Origin of the sequence: Microbulbifer hydrolyticus (assembly GCF_009931115.1) — a bacterium.
GTDB lineage: Bacteria > Pseudomonadota > Gammaproteobacteria > Pseudomonadales > Cellvibrionaceae > Microbulbifer > Microbulbifer hydrolyticus.
This window is the reverse complement of sequence record NZ_CP047491.1, coordinates 3467037-3484536: the sequence shown is the minus strand read 5'-3', so window position 1 is coordinate 3484536 and position 17500 is coordinate 3467037. Positions and strand designations below refer to the sequence as shown.

Below are 17500 nucleotides of genomic sequence, written 5' to 3'. Positions count from 1 at the left end.
TGGACTGGCCGTTGCGCGCTGGCAGTGAGCGGGCCGGGTAGCGGTCCTGCCACCCGACCCGCGCCAGTGCAAACCAAAACGCCCTAGCTTCCTACGACCCCTGCATCCTTTCGGCGAATCGCCAGTACCGTCGGTCTTGGGGGAAGGTCAGGATCGTTATCCGGCCAGCGGTGTAGCGGGTTATCGAATGTGGAGCCGTCCGCATCCGCCGGGTGCTGAACAGAAACAAACAGGGTTTTACCATCCGGGGTAAATTCGGGGCCGCAGATTTCACCACCTTGCGGGCAGCCAAAGAAGTGCCTCGGTGCGGCTCTCAGCTCACCTTCCGTGGCCATGGCCCAGAGTCCATCGTGAAACCCGAAGCTCTCACAGCCGTCGGTTGCGATCCACATATTGCCGCGCTGATCGAACGCCACATTGTCCGGGTTGGCAAACCAGCCGTCGGCAGAAATATTGCCTGTGTGCTGCTGGCCGTAGGCGCCTCGCTCGGCCGGATCCTCCGCATTGGGGTTGCCGCCCAGCAGAAACGTATTCCAGTGAAAGGTATCACTGACATGGTCCCTTGCGCCGCTGCGTCCGGGCGGCACTATCTCAAGAACATGCCCCGCAGTGTTGCGCGCGCGGGGATTGGCCGCATTTACCTGATCGGGTTTGCGTTTTTTGTTTTTGGTCAGCATCACGTAGGTGCAGTCATTGACCGGGTTTGTCTCTACGTCCTCTGGCCGGTCCATCGGTGTCGCGCCGAGCAGCCTGGCGGCACGCCGGGCATCTACCAGCACGTCAGCCTGATTCCTGAATCCGTTTTCCTGCGTCAGTGGGCCCCGGCCGTGTAGCAGCGGTAGCCAGCGGCCAATGCCGCCCTCGGAAAACTGGCCCGCATAAAGCGTACCTTCGGTCAGCAATTCGCGGTTGCGTACATCGTCACCCGGCTGATAAACACCGCGGGATACAAAGCGATACACAAACTGGTGCTCGTCGTCGTCACCGCCATAGGCAACGATGGGTTTTCCCGGCTTGCTCACCAGCGTGAACCCCTCGTGCTCAAAGCGCCCGAGACCGGTCAGCTTGCGTGGTGTGGATTCCGGATCGTACGGATCGTATTCCACCATCCAGCCAAACCGGTTTGGTTCGTTCGGCTCCACGGTAATATCGAAGCGGCGGTCATAATCGCCCCAGTTGCGGTTTCCCGGAGAAATGCCAAACGCGTGGTGATTGCGGGCCTCGATTTCATCCGCCACATTGTCCGGGTCCCCCTGAAAGGCGCCACCAAAACCCTCCTCGGCAATCAGCACGGTCCCCCACGGGGTTTTTCCGCCGGCACAATTTCCCACGGTGCCCAATACCCGCGTGCCCGTGGGATCTTCGTTGGTCTGCAGGCGGCGGTCACCGGCGGCGACACCGACAATGTTCATGGCCGTGGTGAGGGAGAGTCGGCGGTTGTACAGGCTGCCCAGCACCGGCAGCCAACCGTCTGGCGTTTTTTCTATCTCAACAATCGTGTGCCCACAGGCCTGTTGTTCGACCGCAATATGTTCGTCACGGGTGCCGCGGTTGGAACTCTTTTCCGTGTATCCGGAAAACATCAGATGCGGCTGCGTGTACTCGTGGTTGATGCACAGTAGCCCGTGCTCGCTATTCCGGCTTTGACGATGTTTCTCGCCCTCGCCGGGGCCGGCGTCATTGGCCAGGGGCATATAGGCGATAAAGTCGTTGTTGTAGCCGAAGCGCCTGGCCTGCTCCGAAGCGTTCAGTTGCTCCGGTTTGAATTTCCCCGCGAACGCATCCAGTGGATCCCCCCAGCTCAGTACCCGGTCGGCGCTGTAGCCTTCAGGTACATGGTGCTTGAAGTCCAGCCGGTGCGGTATCTCGTTGAACTTCAGGTTTGCCGAGGCGTTGCTCTTTTTGTCCTGTAGGCAGCCCGGTAGCACCGTGGCACCGGCGGTGGCGGCGGTCGCTGCGCCGATTGCCTTGAACAGGGTGCGTCTGTGCGGGCTGTCAGGTGCCTGCTTTTCCGGGGAAACGTGTTTGCTGTCTGTCATCACTTGGTAACCAAAAATTCATTTTTCTTTCGGCGCGAGCTGGTCGTTGCCCGTCGTGCCGACTCCCTCTTCGTGAAGCAGAGGTTAGCGGCGCAATATGACAATTTTAAAAAAAGCGTAACGCAAATTTCACAAGTCAGGACTAGCCTGCGCCCTCAAATCAACCGGTAGGGCGAAGTGCTGTGTATTTCCCCGCCGACAAACGACCAGACAACTGCTTCTGTAACAGTAAAAACCACTTTCTGGTGGAAACGGGTAAAAGGGAAACGGGGACCTATGACCAAGTCAGTATTGAACCTGAAAATGGTGGCACCTCTTGCCGCCGCAATCATCTGTGTAAATGCCGCGGCGCAGGAATCACCGGAAAAGCAGGGGGAGCTGATGGAGACCATCGAGGTCACCGCTCAGGCCGCCAATGCCCGCAGTGATATCGAGCGCCAGCGTGCGTCCAACAAGGTTGTCGCAGTACAGACGTCCGAAGCCATTGGCGAATTGCCGGATGCCAACGTGACCGAAGCCCTGCAGCGCATGTCTGGCGTATTTATCGCCCGCGACCAGGGGGAGGGGCGCTTTGTAGGGGTGCGCGGTATTGATCCCAACCTGAATGCCTCCACCATCAACGGCATGAACCTGCCGGCCCCGGAAACCGATAGCCGCGCCGTAGCCCTGGACGTAATACCATCGGACCTGCTGGCAAGCCTCGAAGTATTCAAGACCCTGACGCCGGACATGAGTGCCGATTCCATTGGTGGCGCCATCGAGATCAAGAGCATCAATGCACTGGAACATGACGGTCAGACCTACAAGGTGAGCGTGGAAAATGGCTACAGCGAACTGCAGGGAGAAAACAGCCCGAAAATTGCCGGCACTTACACCAACCAGTTTGAGCTCGGCGAGCGTAGGCTCGGCGTTGCCATCGCCGCGTCCCACCACGAGCGCAACTTTGGCTCGGAAAACATTGAGACCGACGGTGTATGGGAAGAATTTACTGCACTGGACGGGAGCGAAGGTATCACTGCCGCGGAAATCGAGGAGCGCGACTATACCGTAACCCGCGAACGCACCGGTCTGGCGGCAAACTTTGACCTCGAAATTTCCGAGGGCAGTCAGCTGTACCTGCACACGCTCTATTCTGATTTCTCCGATACCGAGGAGCGCCAGCGTAACTCCTACAAGCTGGACGAGGAAAATGACGATCCGGATACCATTTCGGGAAGCTCTGTGACCTGGTCTGATGCGGCGCTGGAGAAGGAATTGAAAGACCGCTACGAAGAGCAGGAAATCCTTTCTGTCGTTGCGGGCGGCACCCACGACTTGGACACCTGGGGGGTGGAATATGCACTCGGTTTCTCCCACGCCGAAGAGTCCGAACCGTTCCGTCGTGATACCACCTTCGTTCAGGAAGGCCTGGAGCTGGGCTACACCCGCGCCGGTAAAACTCCGAAAATGTTCGCCGCTGACGCCAGCGCCACGGATGCCGGCAGCTACGAGCTGGATGAGCTGGTAGTCGAAGACAACTACACCGACGATGAAGAGCTGAGCTTTCGCATCGATATCCGTCGTGACCTCGAAGTGGCCGGCAACCCCTCTGAGTTGAAGTTCGGTGTACACGAGCGCCGTCGCGAGAAAACCGGTGACCTGAACGCGACGGTTTACGATGGCTTTGGTGGTGACTTCACCCTCGCAGACTTTGCCCTTACCGGTGTCGAGTACGGCCTTGGCAACTTTGGCCCGGGCGTGAACAAGGGCGCGCTCAACACGTTTATCAACCAGAACCTGGGTAACTTCGAAATTGATGAAACCAGCACAGCGCTGGATTCTGCGCGCGATTATGTAATGAACGAAGATATCTCCGCGTTCTACGTAATGAACGATATCGATTTCGGACGTGCCAGCCTGGCGTACGGCGTGCGCTATGAAGCGACTGACTTCAGTGCCGAGGGTTACCGTGTGGCCGAGTCCGGCGCGCCGATTCCCGGATCAGAAGAACTGGCTGAAGACGTGTACGCGGCCGCGGTCGCGTATGAGCGCAACTACCACAACCTGTTTCCGAGCGTGAACGTCAAGTACGACTACAGCGAAAACGTGGTACTGCGCGCGGCCTATACCGAGTCCCTGTCCCGTCCGTCTTTCGGTGACCTGAATCCGTCGCCGGAGGCCATCGAATACGATGAGGGTGAGCTGGAAGTGGAAGCGGGCAACCCGGCACTGGATCCCTACGAGGCGCGTAACTACGACGTTTCCTTCGAATACTACGCCGATTCCCTGGGGATGTTCTCTCTCGGCGCCTTTCACAAGCAGATCGACAATTTTGTGGTTACCGCCGACGTCGCCAGCAGTGCCGACTACAGCCTGTACGTAGGTAGCCTGGCGGTGGAAGAAGCGGAAATTTTCCAGCCCATCAACGGTGACCAGGCGACCCTCACCGGCGCTGAAATGACCTGGACCCGCGGTTTCGACAACGGCTTCCTGCTGCGTGCCAACGCCACCTTCACCGACTCCGAAGCGGACCTGGGGCTGGGTACGGACGCCGGGCGCAGCAACAGGATCTCACTCCCGTCGCAGGCAGATCTGGTGGCCAACTTTATCGTCGGCTACGAGCGCGATGCCCTGAGCCTGCGCCTGTCGACGGCCTACAAGGGCGAGCGCCTGCTGGAAGTGGATCTGGAAGATGAGGCGTTTGACCTCTACGAAGACCAGCACATGCAGATGGACCTGTCGGCCAGGTATCGCTTCGAAAATGGCGTACAGGTGTTCTTCAACGGGGTGAACCTCACCGACGAACCCTTCTACGCCAACCGTCGTGGCTTCAACGGCCAGTACGAGGAGTACGGTCCGGCTTACGTGCTGGGAGTGACGTACTCAACCTTCTAATGTTCTGAGCCGCCCCAAAACCGCGGCAGGGGGCCCGGCACTGACTGATGCGTGCCCGGGCTTTCTGCTATTTTTTATATTGGATTCAACGGTCATCTGTTTGACATGAAATCGACATGTGGCGCGCGTATTTTTGCCGCATATGTGGTCGGAGTGGTGGCTGCAACTGCCGATAAATGACAGACAGACGTGTTAACGAACGATATTGATATGGCGTGTAAAGCTTTTCTAAGCGGCGTTGTGGTGCTGGCAATGGTCGGCCTGATCAGTGCCTGTGGCCCGCAAATAGATAAAACCACCGCGGAGCCCGAACCGATCACCGCCGACAACGCGCTGGCGTTGCGCGATGTAGTCTCCAGCCAGTTGGCCCCGCTACAGCTGGGCGGCAGCGACTACCTGCTGCTAGCCAGCGAGAAGCGCGGCCTGGTGCTGGTAGATGCGGAGGGTGGTGAAAAACTCGCCCTCGACGGCGGCACAGTGGAGCGCTTCGCGCTGCAGCAGCAGGCGCAGGACAGCTGGCTGATTGCGGTCTACGACGAAGATAGCGGCGAGTTACAGTTGCGCCTGCTGGACCTGGAGGAGGGCAGTCCACGGATACGCTACCTCGGGGCCATGGCCACCAGCGCGCCCCAGGTGGCGATGTGCTTCTCCCGTCAGGCGGGTCGTACGCACCTGTTTGCCATCGACGAAAATGGTCTCGGCCACGAATACGTGGTGCACCCCCGCGAACAGGCCTGGCAATTCACCGGCGTGCGCCCGCTGTATTTTGGTGAGCAGGTCTCGTCCTGTGTGGTTGACGACCGCAGCGGCAAGTTGCTGGTGGCGCAGCCGCCACTGGGTATCTGGAGCCTGAATGCGGATGCAGAAATGGATGAGGCGCGTGAGGTATTCGCGGCCTCCGCGGAGCTCGCCGAGGAAGCGTTCGGCGGGTTGTGGCTGGATGGGGTCAGCGGCAACCTGTGGCTGACCGCCGGGCACAAAGTGCTCGCATTCAATATCAACACTCCTCGCCAGAAGCCGCATTTTGCAGAGGTGCTGGCGAATATGGAGCCGGTGTCGGCCGCGGTACAGCGGGGCGCACTACTGGCTCTGGAAGAAGAGAGTGACCAGATACACCGCTTCGCGGTTGCGCTGCCGGAACCCGCCCCCGAGATGCAGGCGTTCCGGGGACCGATAGAAATTCCACGGGTGCGCGCCAGCGGCCAGACCGTACCGGTTCAGTCCGGTGGTGACGCCGCCGACGATCCGGCAATCTGGGTCAATCCGGCCAATCCCGCTGCCAGCCTGATCCTCGGTACCGACAAAAAGAGTGGCCTCAGCGTCTATGACCTGAACGGCAAGTTGCTCGAGCACTTTGCCGTTGGCCGGGTAAACAACGTCGACCTGCGCCCGATGCAGCACGGCAAGTTTGTCGCTATTGCCGCGGCCACCAATCGCACTGACCCCGGTGTCAGCTTGTTCGGAATCACTGCCGATGGGCAGGTGGAGCACCTGGGCCTGCGCAACCTGGAGATGGACGACCCCTACGGCCTGTGCGTATACCGCAAAGGTGCTGACCTGATGGCCTGGGTGTCCGACAAGGAGGGCCCTGTGCAGTTGCTGCAGATCGTGCCCGGCAGCGGCAATGTCGACTGGAGCCTGAAGAAGGTTGCCACGCTGGCGGTGGCAAGCCAGGTAGAGGGCTGCGTGGTAGATGATGAAATGCAGATGCTGTTTTTCGGTGAGGAAGACGGCGGGATCTGGCGACTGGACATCGCCGCTTTCCTGGGTGGTGAAGCCAAACCGCAATTGATTGCCGCGGTGGATGGCGAACGCCTGGCCGCGGATGTGGAAGGCATGGGGCTCTACGTGAATAACCAGGAGGGCGCCGGCGACAAAAGCTATCTGGTCGTTTCCAGTCAGGGCAACAACAGTTACGCGCTGTTCAGTCGCGATGGCAGTCAGTTTGTCGGCCACTTCAAGGTGGATATCAACCTGGACAAGAACCTCGATGGCAGCTCGGAAACCGACGGCCTCGAAGTGTCCAGTGCAGCATTTAGCAGTGACTATCCACAGGGCCTGCTGGTGGTGCAGGACGGTCGCAATCGTATGCCGAGCCAGACCCAGAACTTCAAGCTGGTGTCCTGGGCAGATATTGCCGAGACACTGAACTTGCCGCAGTAAACGATAGCGTTTGCCGGTTATTGTGACCCCGCCCCGGTCCGGGGCGGATCCAAACCTTGCCGGACTATGCGAAAATCCGCCGCTTCTTTGTCGAACCGGCGGATTTTTTTATGCAGCGCATCGCGTCCACTCTTGTTTCCGACCTCTCTTTATCACGTATCGCATTTGGTCTCTGGCGGCTGACCGACTGGCAATACTCGCCGGCGGAACGTGTGGCGCTGTTCGAGCAGATGCTGGATCTGGGCGTAACCACGTTCGACCTGGCCGACATTTATGGTGATTACCGCTGCGAGCGGTTTTTCGGCGAGGCCCTGAAATTGAAACCGCAGCTGCGTGAGCGCATGGAAATTGTCAGCAAGTGCAGCATCCGGCTCGCGGGCGAGGCTTCCGGTGCACGTATCAACCACTATGACACCAGCGGTACCCATGTGCGCGGTGCGGTTGAAAACAGCCTGCGCGATATGGGCATCGAGCAGATGGACCTGTTGCTGCTACACCGCCCGGACCCGCTGATGGATGCGGAGGCATTGGCAGCGGTCCTTGAGCAGCTGGTGGCCGAAGGCAAGGTAAAGCACCTGGGTGTATCGAATTTCCTCCCGCACCAGGTAGACCTGTTGCAGTCTCGCCTGTCGTTGCCGCTGGTGGTGAATCAGGTGGAGGTGTCCCTGTTGCATTCGCTGCCTATGTTCGATGGCCAGCTCGACCATTGCCAGCAGCACAGGATGATTCCTATGGCCTGGTCGCCATTTGCGGGTGGCCGACTGTTCAGTGCGGACGATGCCGATGCAATACGGGTACAGAAAGGCCTGCACGCAATGTGTGAATCCCGCGGCCTGGAAACCGAAACGGGGGCAATGCAGCTGGCGGTGGCGTGGTTGCTGAGACACCCGGCGAACATTGTTCCAGTGCTTGGCAGTGGCAACCTGCAGCGTCTGGTGGCGGCGCTGGCTGCACTGGAAATGGAATTGGGGCGGGAAGAGTGGTTCGAATTACTGCGGGCCGGGCGTGGGCGGGATGTAGATTGACCGCGCCTCAGCGGTGCTTCGGTATTAAGCCCGCCCGATGACAGCCCTGCCACCGGGAATCTGGCTACAACGCTGGCGGTAGCCCCATTCCCGGTGCCCCGCGCCAATCGGCCATGCGCAGAGCACCAGAAATTTCACGGTGGCGATCACCCGACGTAGGCGTTCTCGGGCACGATATCGTAATTGACGTCGCCGAGGTCAAATTGCTCTAACGGTGCCAGTTGCCTGGAAACCCGGTAGCAGCGCAGCAGTTCGCCATCGCGGCGGTCCATGACTTCCAGCTCGTCGTCAGCAATGCCGTGCAGCAGTCGGTCGAACTCGGTCAACGCAGAGGCGATGGCTGACTTGTATTCCAGCTCGTCGCCCAGCTTGATAAAGCGCGCATCGCTACCGGCGGTCTCGATGCGCAGCCAGCCCGGACCGCGTTCGGCACCGGATACACCAAGTACCAGTGCACCCTGCTGGTCCTGGCACAGGGACGTAAGATCCCGGACTGAGGGTTCAGCATCGACCTCCATGCCAACCCAGACCCAGCCCGGCAGGCCGATACGGGTCAGGTGCCACTCGGAGAGCCACACGGTCTGGTCGTCATCCACGCGGAACTCGCTGTATTCCTTCTGGCCACCGCGGCTGGCGAGACTTACGTTCGCCTGCGGATTTTCCTTGCGGAAGTTGTGCAGCTGCTGGGTCATCTCGTAATTCACTTCCCACTGCTTGCACAGTCGCCATTGCATCGGGTACTCCCCCCACTCCACCAGATACTCCTCACGCTCGCGGATAGTCTCCGCCACGCGCCAGAAAGCACCGTCGATCAGGATGCAGGTATCCCCGGGCTTGCTGCCCGGAGCGATGATGCTGTGTTCGGGGGAGGCTTCGGAGGCATTCACTATGTGCTCACTGCGGCCCTCGATCACTTCGTACCAGGGGAAGCCGTGGCGCAGGGGCGGTGGGAAAGCCAGGGGTGGCCGGCCGGCCAACAGGCGGCGGAATAGCACCGACTTCTCGATTTCCAGATCGGAGAGCGTATAGCCTTCTTTCTGTGTGATCTGCCCCCAGGCAAATGCTGCCCGTACCAGTTGTTTTTCTCTGTCTGAAAAGCTCATTTTTTTAGGTGGGGTGTCGGTGTGTTGTATAAATTATTCGATATCCAAGCGACCGCAAACGATACCACCGAGCGTGCCGGGGTGCCACGACTAATGCCTCCGGCGCCCCGCAAACCATGGGCGGGCGCGGAAAAAGTCCGGTAGACTGGCTGGGTTTGCCGGCCAGCCGAGAGGGGTGGTAGCGGCAAGTACGGACTGAAATCAGGCAGTAAAAAGCAGGAGTGTGCATTGGAATCAAGGAAGCCGATAACTCCCCGCAGATTGTGTTTCTGGCTGGGGCTCTCTTTCATCGGAGGGGCGCTAAGTGCCAGTGTGATCGCCGGGTCGCACGCCGGGGAAACCGATACCCAACAGGCCCAGGGACTCGCCAGCGAGACCTGTTACGCCGATGGCTGGTCGGAATCCCTGCGCTGTTACCGCGTTCCAGTCGATGGGAGCGGCGACGTTGCGCTGTCGGTGCTGGTGGCGCCGGCGGTAAACGGTGGTCAGCATGAGCCGCTGTATATACTGGCCGGTGGCCCGGGGCAGGCCGCCAGTGACCTGGCGGGGCTGCTGAACGCCCTGCGCAAACTGAACCGGGAGCGGGACATCGTGATGGTCGATCGCCGCGGCGGCGGTCGCTCCGATGCTTTCGACTGCGGTTTCGGCGAGAGCACCCCGAGCAGTATCGAACGCTTTACCGCCCAGCTGGCGGCCTGTTACATCGGCGCTGGCCAGCGCCCGCTGACCATCAACAGCCGCCAGACCGTGGACGACCTGGAAACCGTGCGGCGGGCTCTCGGGCATCAGCGTATCTCTCTGTGGGGCGGCTCCTGGGGCACGCGCACCGCGCTGTTGTACCAGCAGTGGTATCCGGACGCGCTGCAGAGCCTGGTGCTCGACGGCGTTGCCCCGATTGAAACCAAAGTATTTCTCGCTGCATCCGCCGCAGAATCCGCTCTGCAAGAACTCGAACAGGCCTGTAGTGAAGACCCGGTATGCGCCGGGTTTGGCGACTGGCGCAGCCAGCTGGACACCCTGTTGGCCAACTGGAGCGACGAGCAGGCGCGCAACTTTCCCGACCCGTTTACCGGCCGCGCCTCGGAAGAGCCGGTGAAAACCTGGATGCTGGCCGGTGCGGTGCGCACGGCGCTCTACGATCCGGCCGCCGCGGCCCAGTTGCCCTATGCGGTGAGCGAGGCGAGCCGTGGCAACTACGCGCCCCTGTCCGGCATTCTCGGTCTGTTTGCGGGTATGGAAGGGGCGATGTCGATGGGGTTGACCTACTCGGTGGCCTGCGCCGAGGAAATGAATCGGATCGATGCCGGGGATATTGCCAGCGATTCGGCCGGTACCTTTATCGGCGATATGTTTATCCGCATTTTTGTCGAGGGCTGCAAAGTGTGGCCGGTACCGGCCCAGCCGTATGACGAGCCGCAGTCGCGCGATCATCCGGTGTTGCTGATCTCCGGTACCGCCGACCCGATTACGCCACCGCTGTATGCGAATGAGCAACTGGCGTACCTGCCCAACCAGCAACATCTCGTTGTTCAGGGAGGCGGGCATATCAATTCGGCGCGTGGCTGTGTTCCCGACCTGATCCTGCAGTTCCTGGACCAGCCCGCAGCGGCGCTGGACGACAGCTGCCTCGCCGACATCAGGCGCCCGCCGTTCACCGCCGGTGCATTCGGCCCCGCGCTGTCGCCGGAACCGACGATACCGGAAGCGGATTCTCTGCTGGCCGGGCCGCAGCCCGGGGAGTCCGGAGGCAGTGATACGGAGCAGGGGGATCGCCCCGGGGAAGAGGTTGCAGGAGGTGATCCGCAATGATTCGCGTTGAAAAAATCTGTAAATCCTTCGAAGGCCAGCCGGTGCTGCGCGACCTGAGCTTTGATGTGCCCGATGGTCGTATTACCGCGTTGCTTGGTGCCAATGGCGCGGGCAAGACGAGCTGTCTGCGCATCGTCTGCGGTCTGTTACAGGCGGATTCCGGACGGGTGCTGGTGGGGGATGCGAACCCCTCCACCGACCCCATGGCGGTGCGCCGCCAGCTGGGGGTGGTCGGCGACCGGGAGGGGCTCTACGAGCGCCTGACGGTGCGTGAGTACCTGTCGGTGTTTGCCGAGATGCAGGGGCTCTCGGGCGCTGCACTGCAGGAAGCGCTGCAAGCGGTGCGCGATGAGCTGGAGCTGGACGCGTTGTGGAATCGCCGCACCAAGGGCTTTTCCCAGGGTGAGCGGATGAAGGTTTCCCTGGCGCGCGCGCTGGTACACCGTCCCCAGCATCTGATTCTCGACGAGCCTACGCGGGGCCTGGACGTGCTGGCGGTACGCTTACTGCGCAAGACGCTGCTGCGTCTGCGCGCGGCCGGCACCACCATCCTGTTCTCCAGTCATGTGATGCCGGAAGTGGCAGAGCTGTCTGACCGGGTTCTGGTGATGGCGGCAGGGCAGATTGTCGGTGCAGGTACCCCCGGGGAGCTGGCCGCGGAGACCGGCTGCAGCAGTCTTGAGGACAGTTTTGTGGCGCTGGCTTACGGGCAGCGGCCGGTGGCGGCGCCAGTAGAAGGAGAGCCAGCGTGAATCCAGAAGTTTTTGTTCAGGGTTGGCGGCGGATGGCTCCGCTGCTACGCAAGGAACTGTTGGAGGCCTGGCGCGATCGCCGCGCGTTGATCATGGCCGTGTGTTTTTCCTTGATGTTTCCTGTTTTGCTGGCCGGTGGCACCATTTTCATGGTGAAAAAGCAGAGCGAAGAGGTGACCAAAGTGGCGTTGCTGGGGGCCGAGCGCGCGCCGCTGATCAGCGAGCGGCTTCAATCACCGGACCTGGAAGTGGCGTCACTCGACAGCGGTGTGCCGCGTGAGCTGCTCGCCGGGGACTACGATGTGGTGGTCGAATTTACCGAGGATTTTGCCCGTCGCTACCAGGACTTCCGTGCGCCACAGCTGTATCTCTACGTGAACAGCTCCGAGTCCAGCAGCGGGCGTGCCCAGCGCGATATTCAGGAGCGGCTGGGGGCGATGCAGCAACTGGTGGTCACCCAGCGTCTGGCCGCGCGGGGCGTGGCGCCGCAGCTGCTGGCACCCTGGCGGGTCGAGACCCGTGACGTAAGCACGCCTTCCAGTCGCGGTGCGCTGATTCTGGCCACGGTGCCCGGGCTACTGATCATGACGTTGTTTATCGCCTGTCTCGCCACGGCGGTCGACACTTCCGCCGGCGAGCGCGAACGCCTGAGCCTGGAGCCGCTGTTGTTGCAGCCGATGCCCGGTTGGCAGGTCATCACCGCCAAGACCGTCGCGGTGGCGAGTCTGGGCTGGCTGGGCTCATTGTTGGCCATTGCCGCACTGATCCTGCTGATGCCGCTAATGCCGTTGGCGGAGCTGGGTATTCAGCGCGCTACCACCGTCGGCGGGGTTGTCGCCATGGGCCTGATCATGCTGCCGCTGGCATTACTGGTGGCGGTAATGCAGATTCTGCTGGCGCTGCGCTCGCAGTCCTTCAAGGATGCGCAGACCCAGCTGAGTATTTTCCAGATAGCACCGCTGGTCATGCTCATGATGCTCGATATCGCACAGGTGAAACTGGCGGATCACTGGCAGCTGCTGCCTTTGGTGGGCCACCAGCAATGGCTCAAGGGGTTGCTGATTGGTGACGCGGTGCCCCCGTTCTGGATGCTGTCGGGATCGCTCGTCACCCTCGCACTGGTGGTGGCGGCGGTTCTGGTGGGTGCCCGGGCCCTGCGTCGGGAAAGTTTGCTGTCGGCCAGCTGAGCCCAGTTTTTGTATAGAAGGCATTGCGAGTGACAATTTCAGAACAGGAACGCGAGGGGTTGCTCACCATCGACCTCGGAGCGCTGGTGGACAATTACCGCTGGCTGCGCGGGCAGTTGCGCAGCGCCAGCGAATGCGGTGCGGTGGTGAAGGCCGATGCCTATGGTCTCGGCGTGGCCCAAGTGGCCCCGGCGCTGTTCACCGCGGGTTGTCGAAGTTTTTTTGTGGCTACCCAGCGCGAAGGAGAGCAGCTGCGCTCGCTGCTTCCCCCTGAGGCGACCATCTACGTACTGACCGGCGTACGCCCGGGCTGTGAGCAGGCATGCGCGCAGGCCGGGTTGATCCCGGTGCTGGTGACGACAGCACAAGTGCAGCGCTGGTGTGATTTCACGATGGGTATGGGTGGCGATGCGTCCCTCGCGGCACCGGCTGCGCTCAAGGTGGATTCCGGTATGACGCGCCTCGGCATGGGGGGCGAAGAATTTGCCGCGCTGCTGCCACAGACTGGGTTGTTGCGCCGTGCAAACCTGCAGCTTTTCCTCAGCCATCTTGCCTGCGCGGACGAAGCGGATCATGCCCAGAATGTCCGGCAGTTGCAGGTGTTTTCCGGCATGCTGACGCAATTGCGCAAGGTGTGCCCGCAGGTACGAGCGAGCTTTGCGAACTCTGCCGGCATCTGTCTCGGTGAGGAGTTTCAGTTTGATCTGGTGCGCCCCGGGTCGGCGCTGTACGGAGTCAATCCGGTACCGGCGCAGCCCAATCCCATGCGACCCGTGGTCAATTTGCGCTTGCCGGTGCTGCAGTTGCGCCAGGTCAGCAGTGATTGCGCAGTCGGGTACGGAGCGACCCAGACCGCTGTCGCGGGGAGCTGGTTGGCGGTGGTTCGGGGTGGTTACGCCGACGGTATTTTGCGCGCGCAAAGCGGGCGCGGATACGGCATGGCTGTTGTCGGAAACGAAGCGGTTCGGGTGCCGATGCTGGGGCGGGTATCCATGGACACGACGATATTCGATGTGTCGGCGCTCAGTGAGACGCAGCGCTCGCAGCTGGCGTTGATCGAGGTGCTTGGGGCATCTGTCACGGTCGATGACGTGGGCACAGCGGCCGGTACCATCGGTTACGAAATCCTGACCTCCCTCGGCCACCGCTACTGCCGGCAGTATTGCTGACTGGTTTTCTTGTCCGAATATTCTCGCCGTTATTTATTTTGGAGAGTACATCTTGGCCTCGCGTTCAACACCCGAAGTGTCCGTCGGCTCGCTGGCAAGCCTGCGGCCCCTGTTGCAGCTCCTCGCTGATGGCGAGGTGCACTCGGGAGAGTCCCTGGGGGAGGTGCTCGGCGTTAGTCGCGCTGCGGTCTGGAAACAGTTACAGAAACTGGAGCCATTGGGACTGCAGGTGGAGTCGGTGAAAGGTCGCGGCTACTGCCTTACCGGTGGGCTCGATCTGTTGCTGGCGGACGCGATCCGGCAACAACTGGCGAGCGGTGCGGTACCGTTGTTGCGTGAACTACAGATATTTGACCAGGTGGACTCCACCAACGCGCGGGTTCTTGCCGGCCTGGAATCTGGTATTGGCCATGGGCAGGTGGTGCTTGCCGAACAGCAGACCGCCGGGCGAGGTCGCCGTGGTCGCACCTGGGAGAGTCCCTTCGGGGCTGGTATCAGCCTGTCCATTGGCTGGCAGTTCAGTGGCGGCGTTCAGTTGCTGGAGGGGTTGAGCCTCGCTGTGGGGGTGGCACTGGCGCGGGCGCTGGCGAAATTCGATGTGCCGGATGTCCGTCTGAAATGGCCCAATGACGTGTGGTGTCGTGGACGCAAGCTCGCTGGCGTGCTGCTTGAACTGAGTGGCGACCTGACCGACCGCTGTGCTGTGGTGGTGGGGATCGGGCTGAACATGCGATTGCCGCGGGCGGCAGCGGAGTCCATAGGCCAGCCGTGGATCGATCTCGCTGAGGTGCGCCCGGGGATATCGCGTAACTCGCTGGTGGCCGCGATGCTCGACGAGCTTTTGCCGATGCTGGCCGGATATCCCGACGACGGCTTCGGGCGCTGGCGCGACGAGTGGCTCGCTCTGGACCAGTTTGCCGGTGCGCAGGTGTGCCTGCAATCCGCCCAGCAGCGCTGGTGTGGTATCGAACGCGGTGTCGATGGCAGTGGTGCACTGCTGCTGGACGTCGACGGTACGCTTAAAGCCTTTCACGGGGGTGAAGTTTCCCTGCGCCCGGCCGACGGCTGAAAGAGAGGGTTTAGAGTGATAATTCTTGAACTGGACCAGGGGAATACCCGCGCGAAATGGCGGCTGCTTGCCGCGTCAGGTGATGGTCAGTCGCTACAGGTAATCGCTAGGGGCATCCTGGCACCCGGCCCGTGGTGGGCCGCGAAATCACTACCTGCTGCGTGGGCGGAGTATGCGCCGGAGCGGGTGAGGGCAGCGAACGTGGCTGGCGCCCCGGTTGCGGAGTCCATAGCCGCTCGCCTGCTGGCGGAGCTGGGGGTGCCGACCGAGTTTGCCCGGGTGACACCGCAGTGCGCTGGCGTACGTTGCGCCTATGCAGATACTTCCCGGCTCGGTGTGGATCGCTGGCTGGCAGTTCTGGCCGCATTTCAGCGCGCATCATCGCCGGCGCTGATCGTGGATTGCGGCAGCGCCGTAACGCTGGATCTTCTCGGGGAGGGCGGCGACCACCTGGGGGGATATATCGTCCCGGGGTTGGGGTTGATGCGTCGCGCATTGTACAGCGACACTGATGCGGTGAAGGTGGCGCCGCCGGATGAGGCGGTGGTTTCTCTCGAGCCGGCGCAGGATACCGCAGGCGCTGTAAATCGCGGCTTGCCGCTGATGGTGCTGGGCGCGCTCGAGCGTGCCTATGACACCCTGGCCCATCGCAGTGCGGTGGAGGGGTGGGTTGCCCCCCGGCTGTTGCTTTGTGGCGGGGATGCCGGGTTGCTTGCCCCCTGGTGTGATCGCCCGTTACAGGTGATTGACGACCTGGTCATGGAGGGGTTGGCGCTCACCAACCCCTGACGTGCAGGTGTTTCGCCATCGGTGTGCGCTGGTAGCTGCCAGAAAGGTGGCGTAGTTAGCTAGAATGCGCACTGTTCAACGGCCCGGTATCCTCTGATGCCCTCCGGTTTCAACTGTCTGAAGAAATTATGCGCTGGATATTTATTTTGTTGGCGGTGGCCAATATCAGTCTTTTCGCCTGGTTCATGTCAAACGACACACCTTCGGCGGTGCGTGTTGCCCCTGTGGTGCAGGGGGACAATACCGCCAGTATTTCACTGGTGAGTGAGGTCGACCCTGCGCAGCTGGCGTCCACGGAGCCGGCTCCGCGAGCGACAGAGCAGCCCAGGCCCGAAGCATCGGCTCCAGTTCAGAAGTCTGCAGGCGCCTCGGAGGCACTGTGCACGCTGGTGGGCCCATTTGATGAGGTTTACCAGGGTGAGGATGTGGCGCGGCGCCTGCAGGCGCTGCAGGTGGATGCGTCCCTGCAGGAAATCCAGATGCAGGGCCAGATGCGTTACTGGGTTTTCCTCGCACCGCTGAACTCGTCGCAGGAGGCGTTCCGCAAATTGCGTGAACTGCAGGCGGCGGGGGTTGACAGCTACGTCATCCCGAAGGGGTCGCTGGAAAACGGGATATCGTTCGGGATCTTTTCTGAAATGGAGCGCGCAGAGACCCTGACCAAGGATCTGCAGTCGCGCGGCTTTGCGGCTGAGTTCAGGGAGGAACCCCAGACTTACCTGGAGCGCTGGGTTGTGCTTGGGAGTGGGGCGGGCGGTGTTTCTCCTGAGACTGTCGCCGATGACTTCTGGGATCAGTTGCAGCTGGATTATCCGGATATCGAGCGCCGCCAGAATCTGTGTAGTGAGATACGTTCCGGTGATGAAGAGTAATCCATCGGCGAGATCTATCGAGGGTGAAGAAAAGCGACAATACCCTGTTGCTTGTCACGGGCACTTCCCCTAGAATCCCGCCTCCACTTCAGGGGGTGTCAACAAACCCGGATGTGGGCAGGCCTGAATCAGGCCTATCTGGAGATGCTGGCGTAGCTCAGTTGGTAGAGCAGCTGACTTGTAATCAGCCGGTCGGGGGTTCGACTCCTCTCGCCAGCTCCATTTCCTCCCTGTTCGCAGGCTGCTGAAGAAGTTCAGGTAAGTGTGTGAATTTGAAGGAAAAAATTGTTGACATCGAAGTGGTCGCTGTAGAAAATACGCACCGCTTTCGAGCAGGGGTTCCCGAGTGGCCAAAGGGATCAGACTGTAAATCTGACGCGCAAGCTTCGGTGGTTCGAATCCACCCCCCTGCACCATTATTTAGATGTCTGTGTGCTGGCATCGAAGGTAGAAGAGGTTGATTGCTCTTCTGCTTGGAGGTTTCGCACGCGATAGCGCGGGCATAGTTCAATGGTAGAACCTCAGCCTTCCAAGCTGATGATGCGGGTTCGATTCCCGCTGCCCGCTCCATTCTTTTGTGCGGAGCTTGGTTGGTTTTCATTCGGCCTTGGGTTGAATGTAGCGCAGGCAGCCCCGCTTGCGCATCAGC

General features: G+C 61.0%; 12 protein-coding genes and 3 tRNA genes. 13 read left to right on the top strand and 2 right to left on the bottom strand.

Features of this window, described 5'->3' with window-relative positions:
• Positions 1 to 83: 83 nt before the first annotated feature.
• Positions 84 to 2039 (bottom strand): PhoX family protein, encoded by a 1956-nt coding sequence (locus tag GTQ55_RS14910; protein WP_161859441.1) that lies wholly within the window; start codon positions 2037 to 2039, stop codon positions 84 to 86.
• A gap of 276 nt (positions 2040 to 2315) precedes the next feature.
• On the opposite strand from GTQ55_RS14910, the gene GTQ55_RS14905 reads away from it, so the two are divergent.
• The 3 genes from GTQ55_RS14905 (at position 2316) to GTQ55_RS14895 (ending at position 8101) form a co-directional block, all read left to right on the top strand.
• Positions 2316 to 4913: a TonB-dependent receptor gene (locus GTQ55_RS14905; protein ID WP_161859440.1), complete on the top strand. Its 2598-nt coding sequence runs from the start codon at positions 2316 to 2318 to the stop codon at positions 4911 to 4913.
• A gap of 189 nt (positions 4914 to 5102) precedes the next feature.
• On the top strand, positions 5103 to 7076 hold the full coding sequence (locus GTQ55_RS14900) for a phytase (protein ID WP_237567698.1): 1974 nt from the start codon (positions 5103 to 5105) through the stop codon (positions 7074 to 7076).
• A gap of 110 nt (positions 7077 to 7186) precedes the next feature.
• Positions 7187 to 8101, top strand: a complete 915-nt coding sequence (locus tag GTQ55_RS14895; protein ID WP_161860196.1) for an aldo/keto reductase — start codon at positions 7187 to 7189, stop codon at positions 8099 to 8101.
• A gap of 146 nt (positions 8102 to 8247) precedes the next feature.
• Here the strand turns inward: GTQ55_RS14895 and GTQ55_RS14890 are convergent, their stop codons facing one another.
• A complete protein-coding gene (locus GTQ55_RS14890; protein WP_161859438.1) occupies positions 8248 to 9204 on the bottom strand; it encodes a hypothetical protein in 957 nt (318 codons plus the stop codon).
• Positions 9205 to 9516: 312 nt separating this feature from the next.
• Between GTQ55_RS14890 and GTQ55_RS14885 the strand changes: the two genes are divergently transcribed.
• The 10 genes from GTQ55_RS14885 (at position 9517) to GTQ55_RS14840 (ending at position 17421) form a co-directional block, all read left to right on the top strand.
• The gene (locus GTQ55_RS14885; protein ID WP_237567697.1) at positions 9517 to 11013 is read left to right on the top strand and encodes an alpha/beta fold hydrolase; all 1497 of its coding nucleotides are present in this window, start codon (positions 9517 to 9519) and stop codon (positions 11011 to 11013) included.
• Positions 11010 to 11765, top strand: a complete 756-nt coding sequence (locus GTQ55_RS14880; RefSeq protein ID WP_161859437.1) for an ABC transporter ATP-binding protein — start codon at positions 11010 to 11012, stop codon at positions 11763 to 11765. The genes GTQ55_RS14885 and GTQ55_RS14880 overlap by 4 nt, the downstream gene beginning before the upstream one ends.
• Positions 11762 to 12952, top strand: a complete 1191-nt coding sequence (locus GTQ55_RS14875; protein ID WP_237567696.1) for an ABC transporter permease — start codon at positions 11762 to 11764, stop codon at positions 12950 to 12952. The genes GTQ55_RS14880 and GTQ55_RS14875 overlap by 4 nt, the downstream gene beginning before the upstream one ends.
• A gap of 29 nt (positions 12953 to 12981) precedes the next feature.
• Positions 12982 to 14121 (top strand): alanine racemase, encoded by a 1140-nt coding sequence (alr, locus tag GTQ55_RS14870; protein WP_161859436.1) that lies wholly within the window; start codon positions 12982 to 12984, stop codon positions 14119 to 14121.
• 52 nt (positions 14122 to 14173) lie between these two features.
• Positions 14174 to 15190 (top strand): bifunctional biotin--[acetyl-CoA-carboxylase] ligase/biotin operon repressor BirA, encoded by a 1017-nt coding sequence (gene birA / locus GTQ55_RS14865; protein WP_221296308.1) that lies wholly within the window; start codon positions 14174 to 14176, stop codon positions 15188 to 15190.
• Positions 15191 to 15205: 15 nt separating this feature from the next.
• Positions 15206 to 15979, top strand: coding sequence for a type III pantothenate kinase (locus tag GTQ55_RS14860; protein WP_161859435.1), 774 nt, complete (start codon positions 15206 to 15208; stop codon positions 15977 to 15979).
• Between the two features lie 128 nt (positions 15980 to 16107).
• Positions 16108 to 16851, top strand: a complete 744-nt coding sequence (locus tag GTQ55_RS14855; protein ID WP_161859434.1) for an SPOR domain-containing protein — start codon at positions 16108 to 16110, stop codon at positions 16849 to 16851.
• 146 nt (positions 16852 to 16997) lie between these two features.
• Positions 16998 to 17073: transfer RNA gene (locus GTQ55_RS14850), tRNA-Thr, on the top strand.
• Positions 17074 to 17183: 110 nt separating this feature from the next.
• Positions 17184 to 17267: transfer RNA gene (locus tag GTQ55_RS14845), tRNA-Tyr, on the top strand.
• 80 nt (positions 17268 to 17347) lie between these two features.
• Positions 17348 to 17421, top strand: a tRNA-Gly gene (locus tag GTQ55_RS14840).
• The last annotated feature ends 79 nt before the right edge of the window (positions 17422 to 17500 follow it).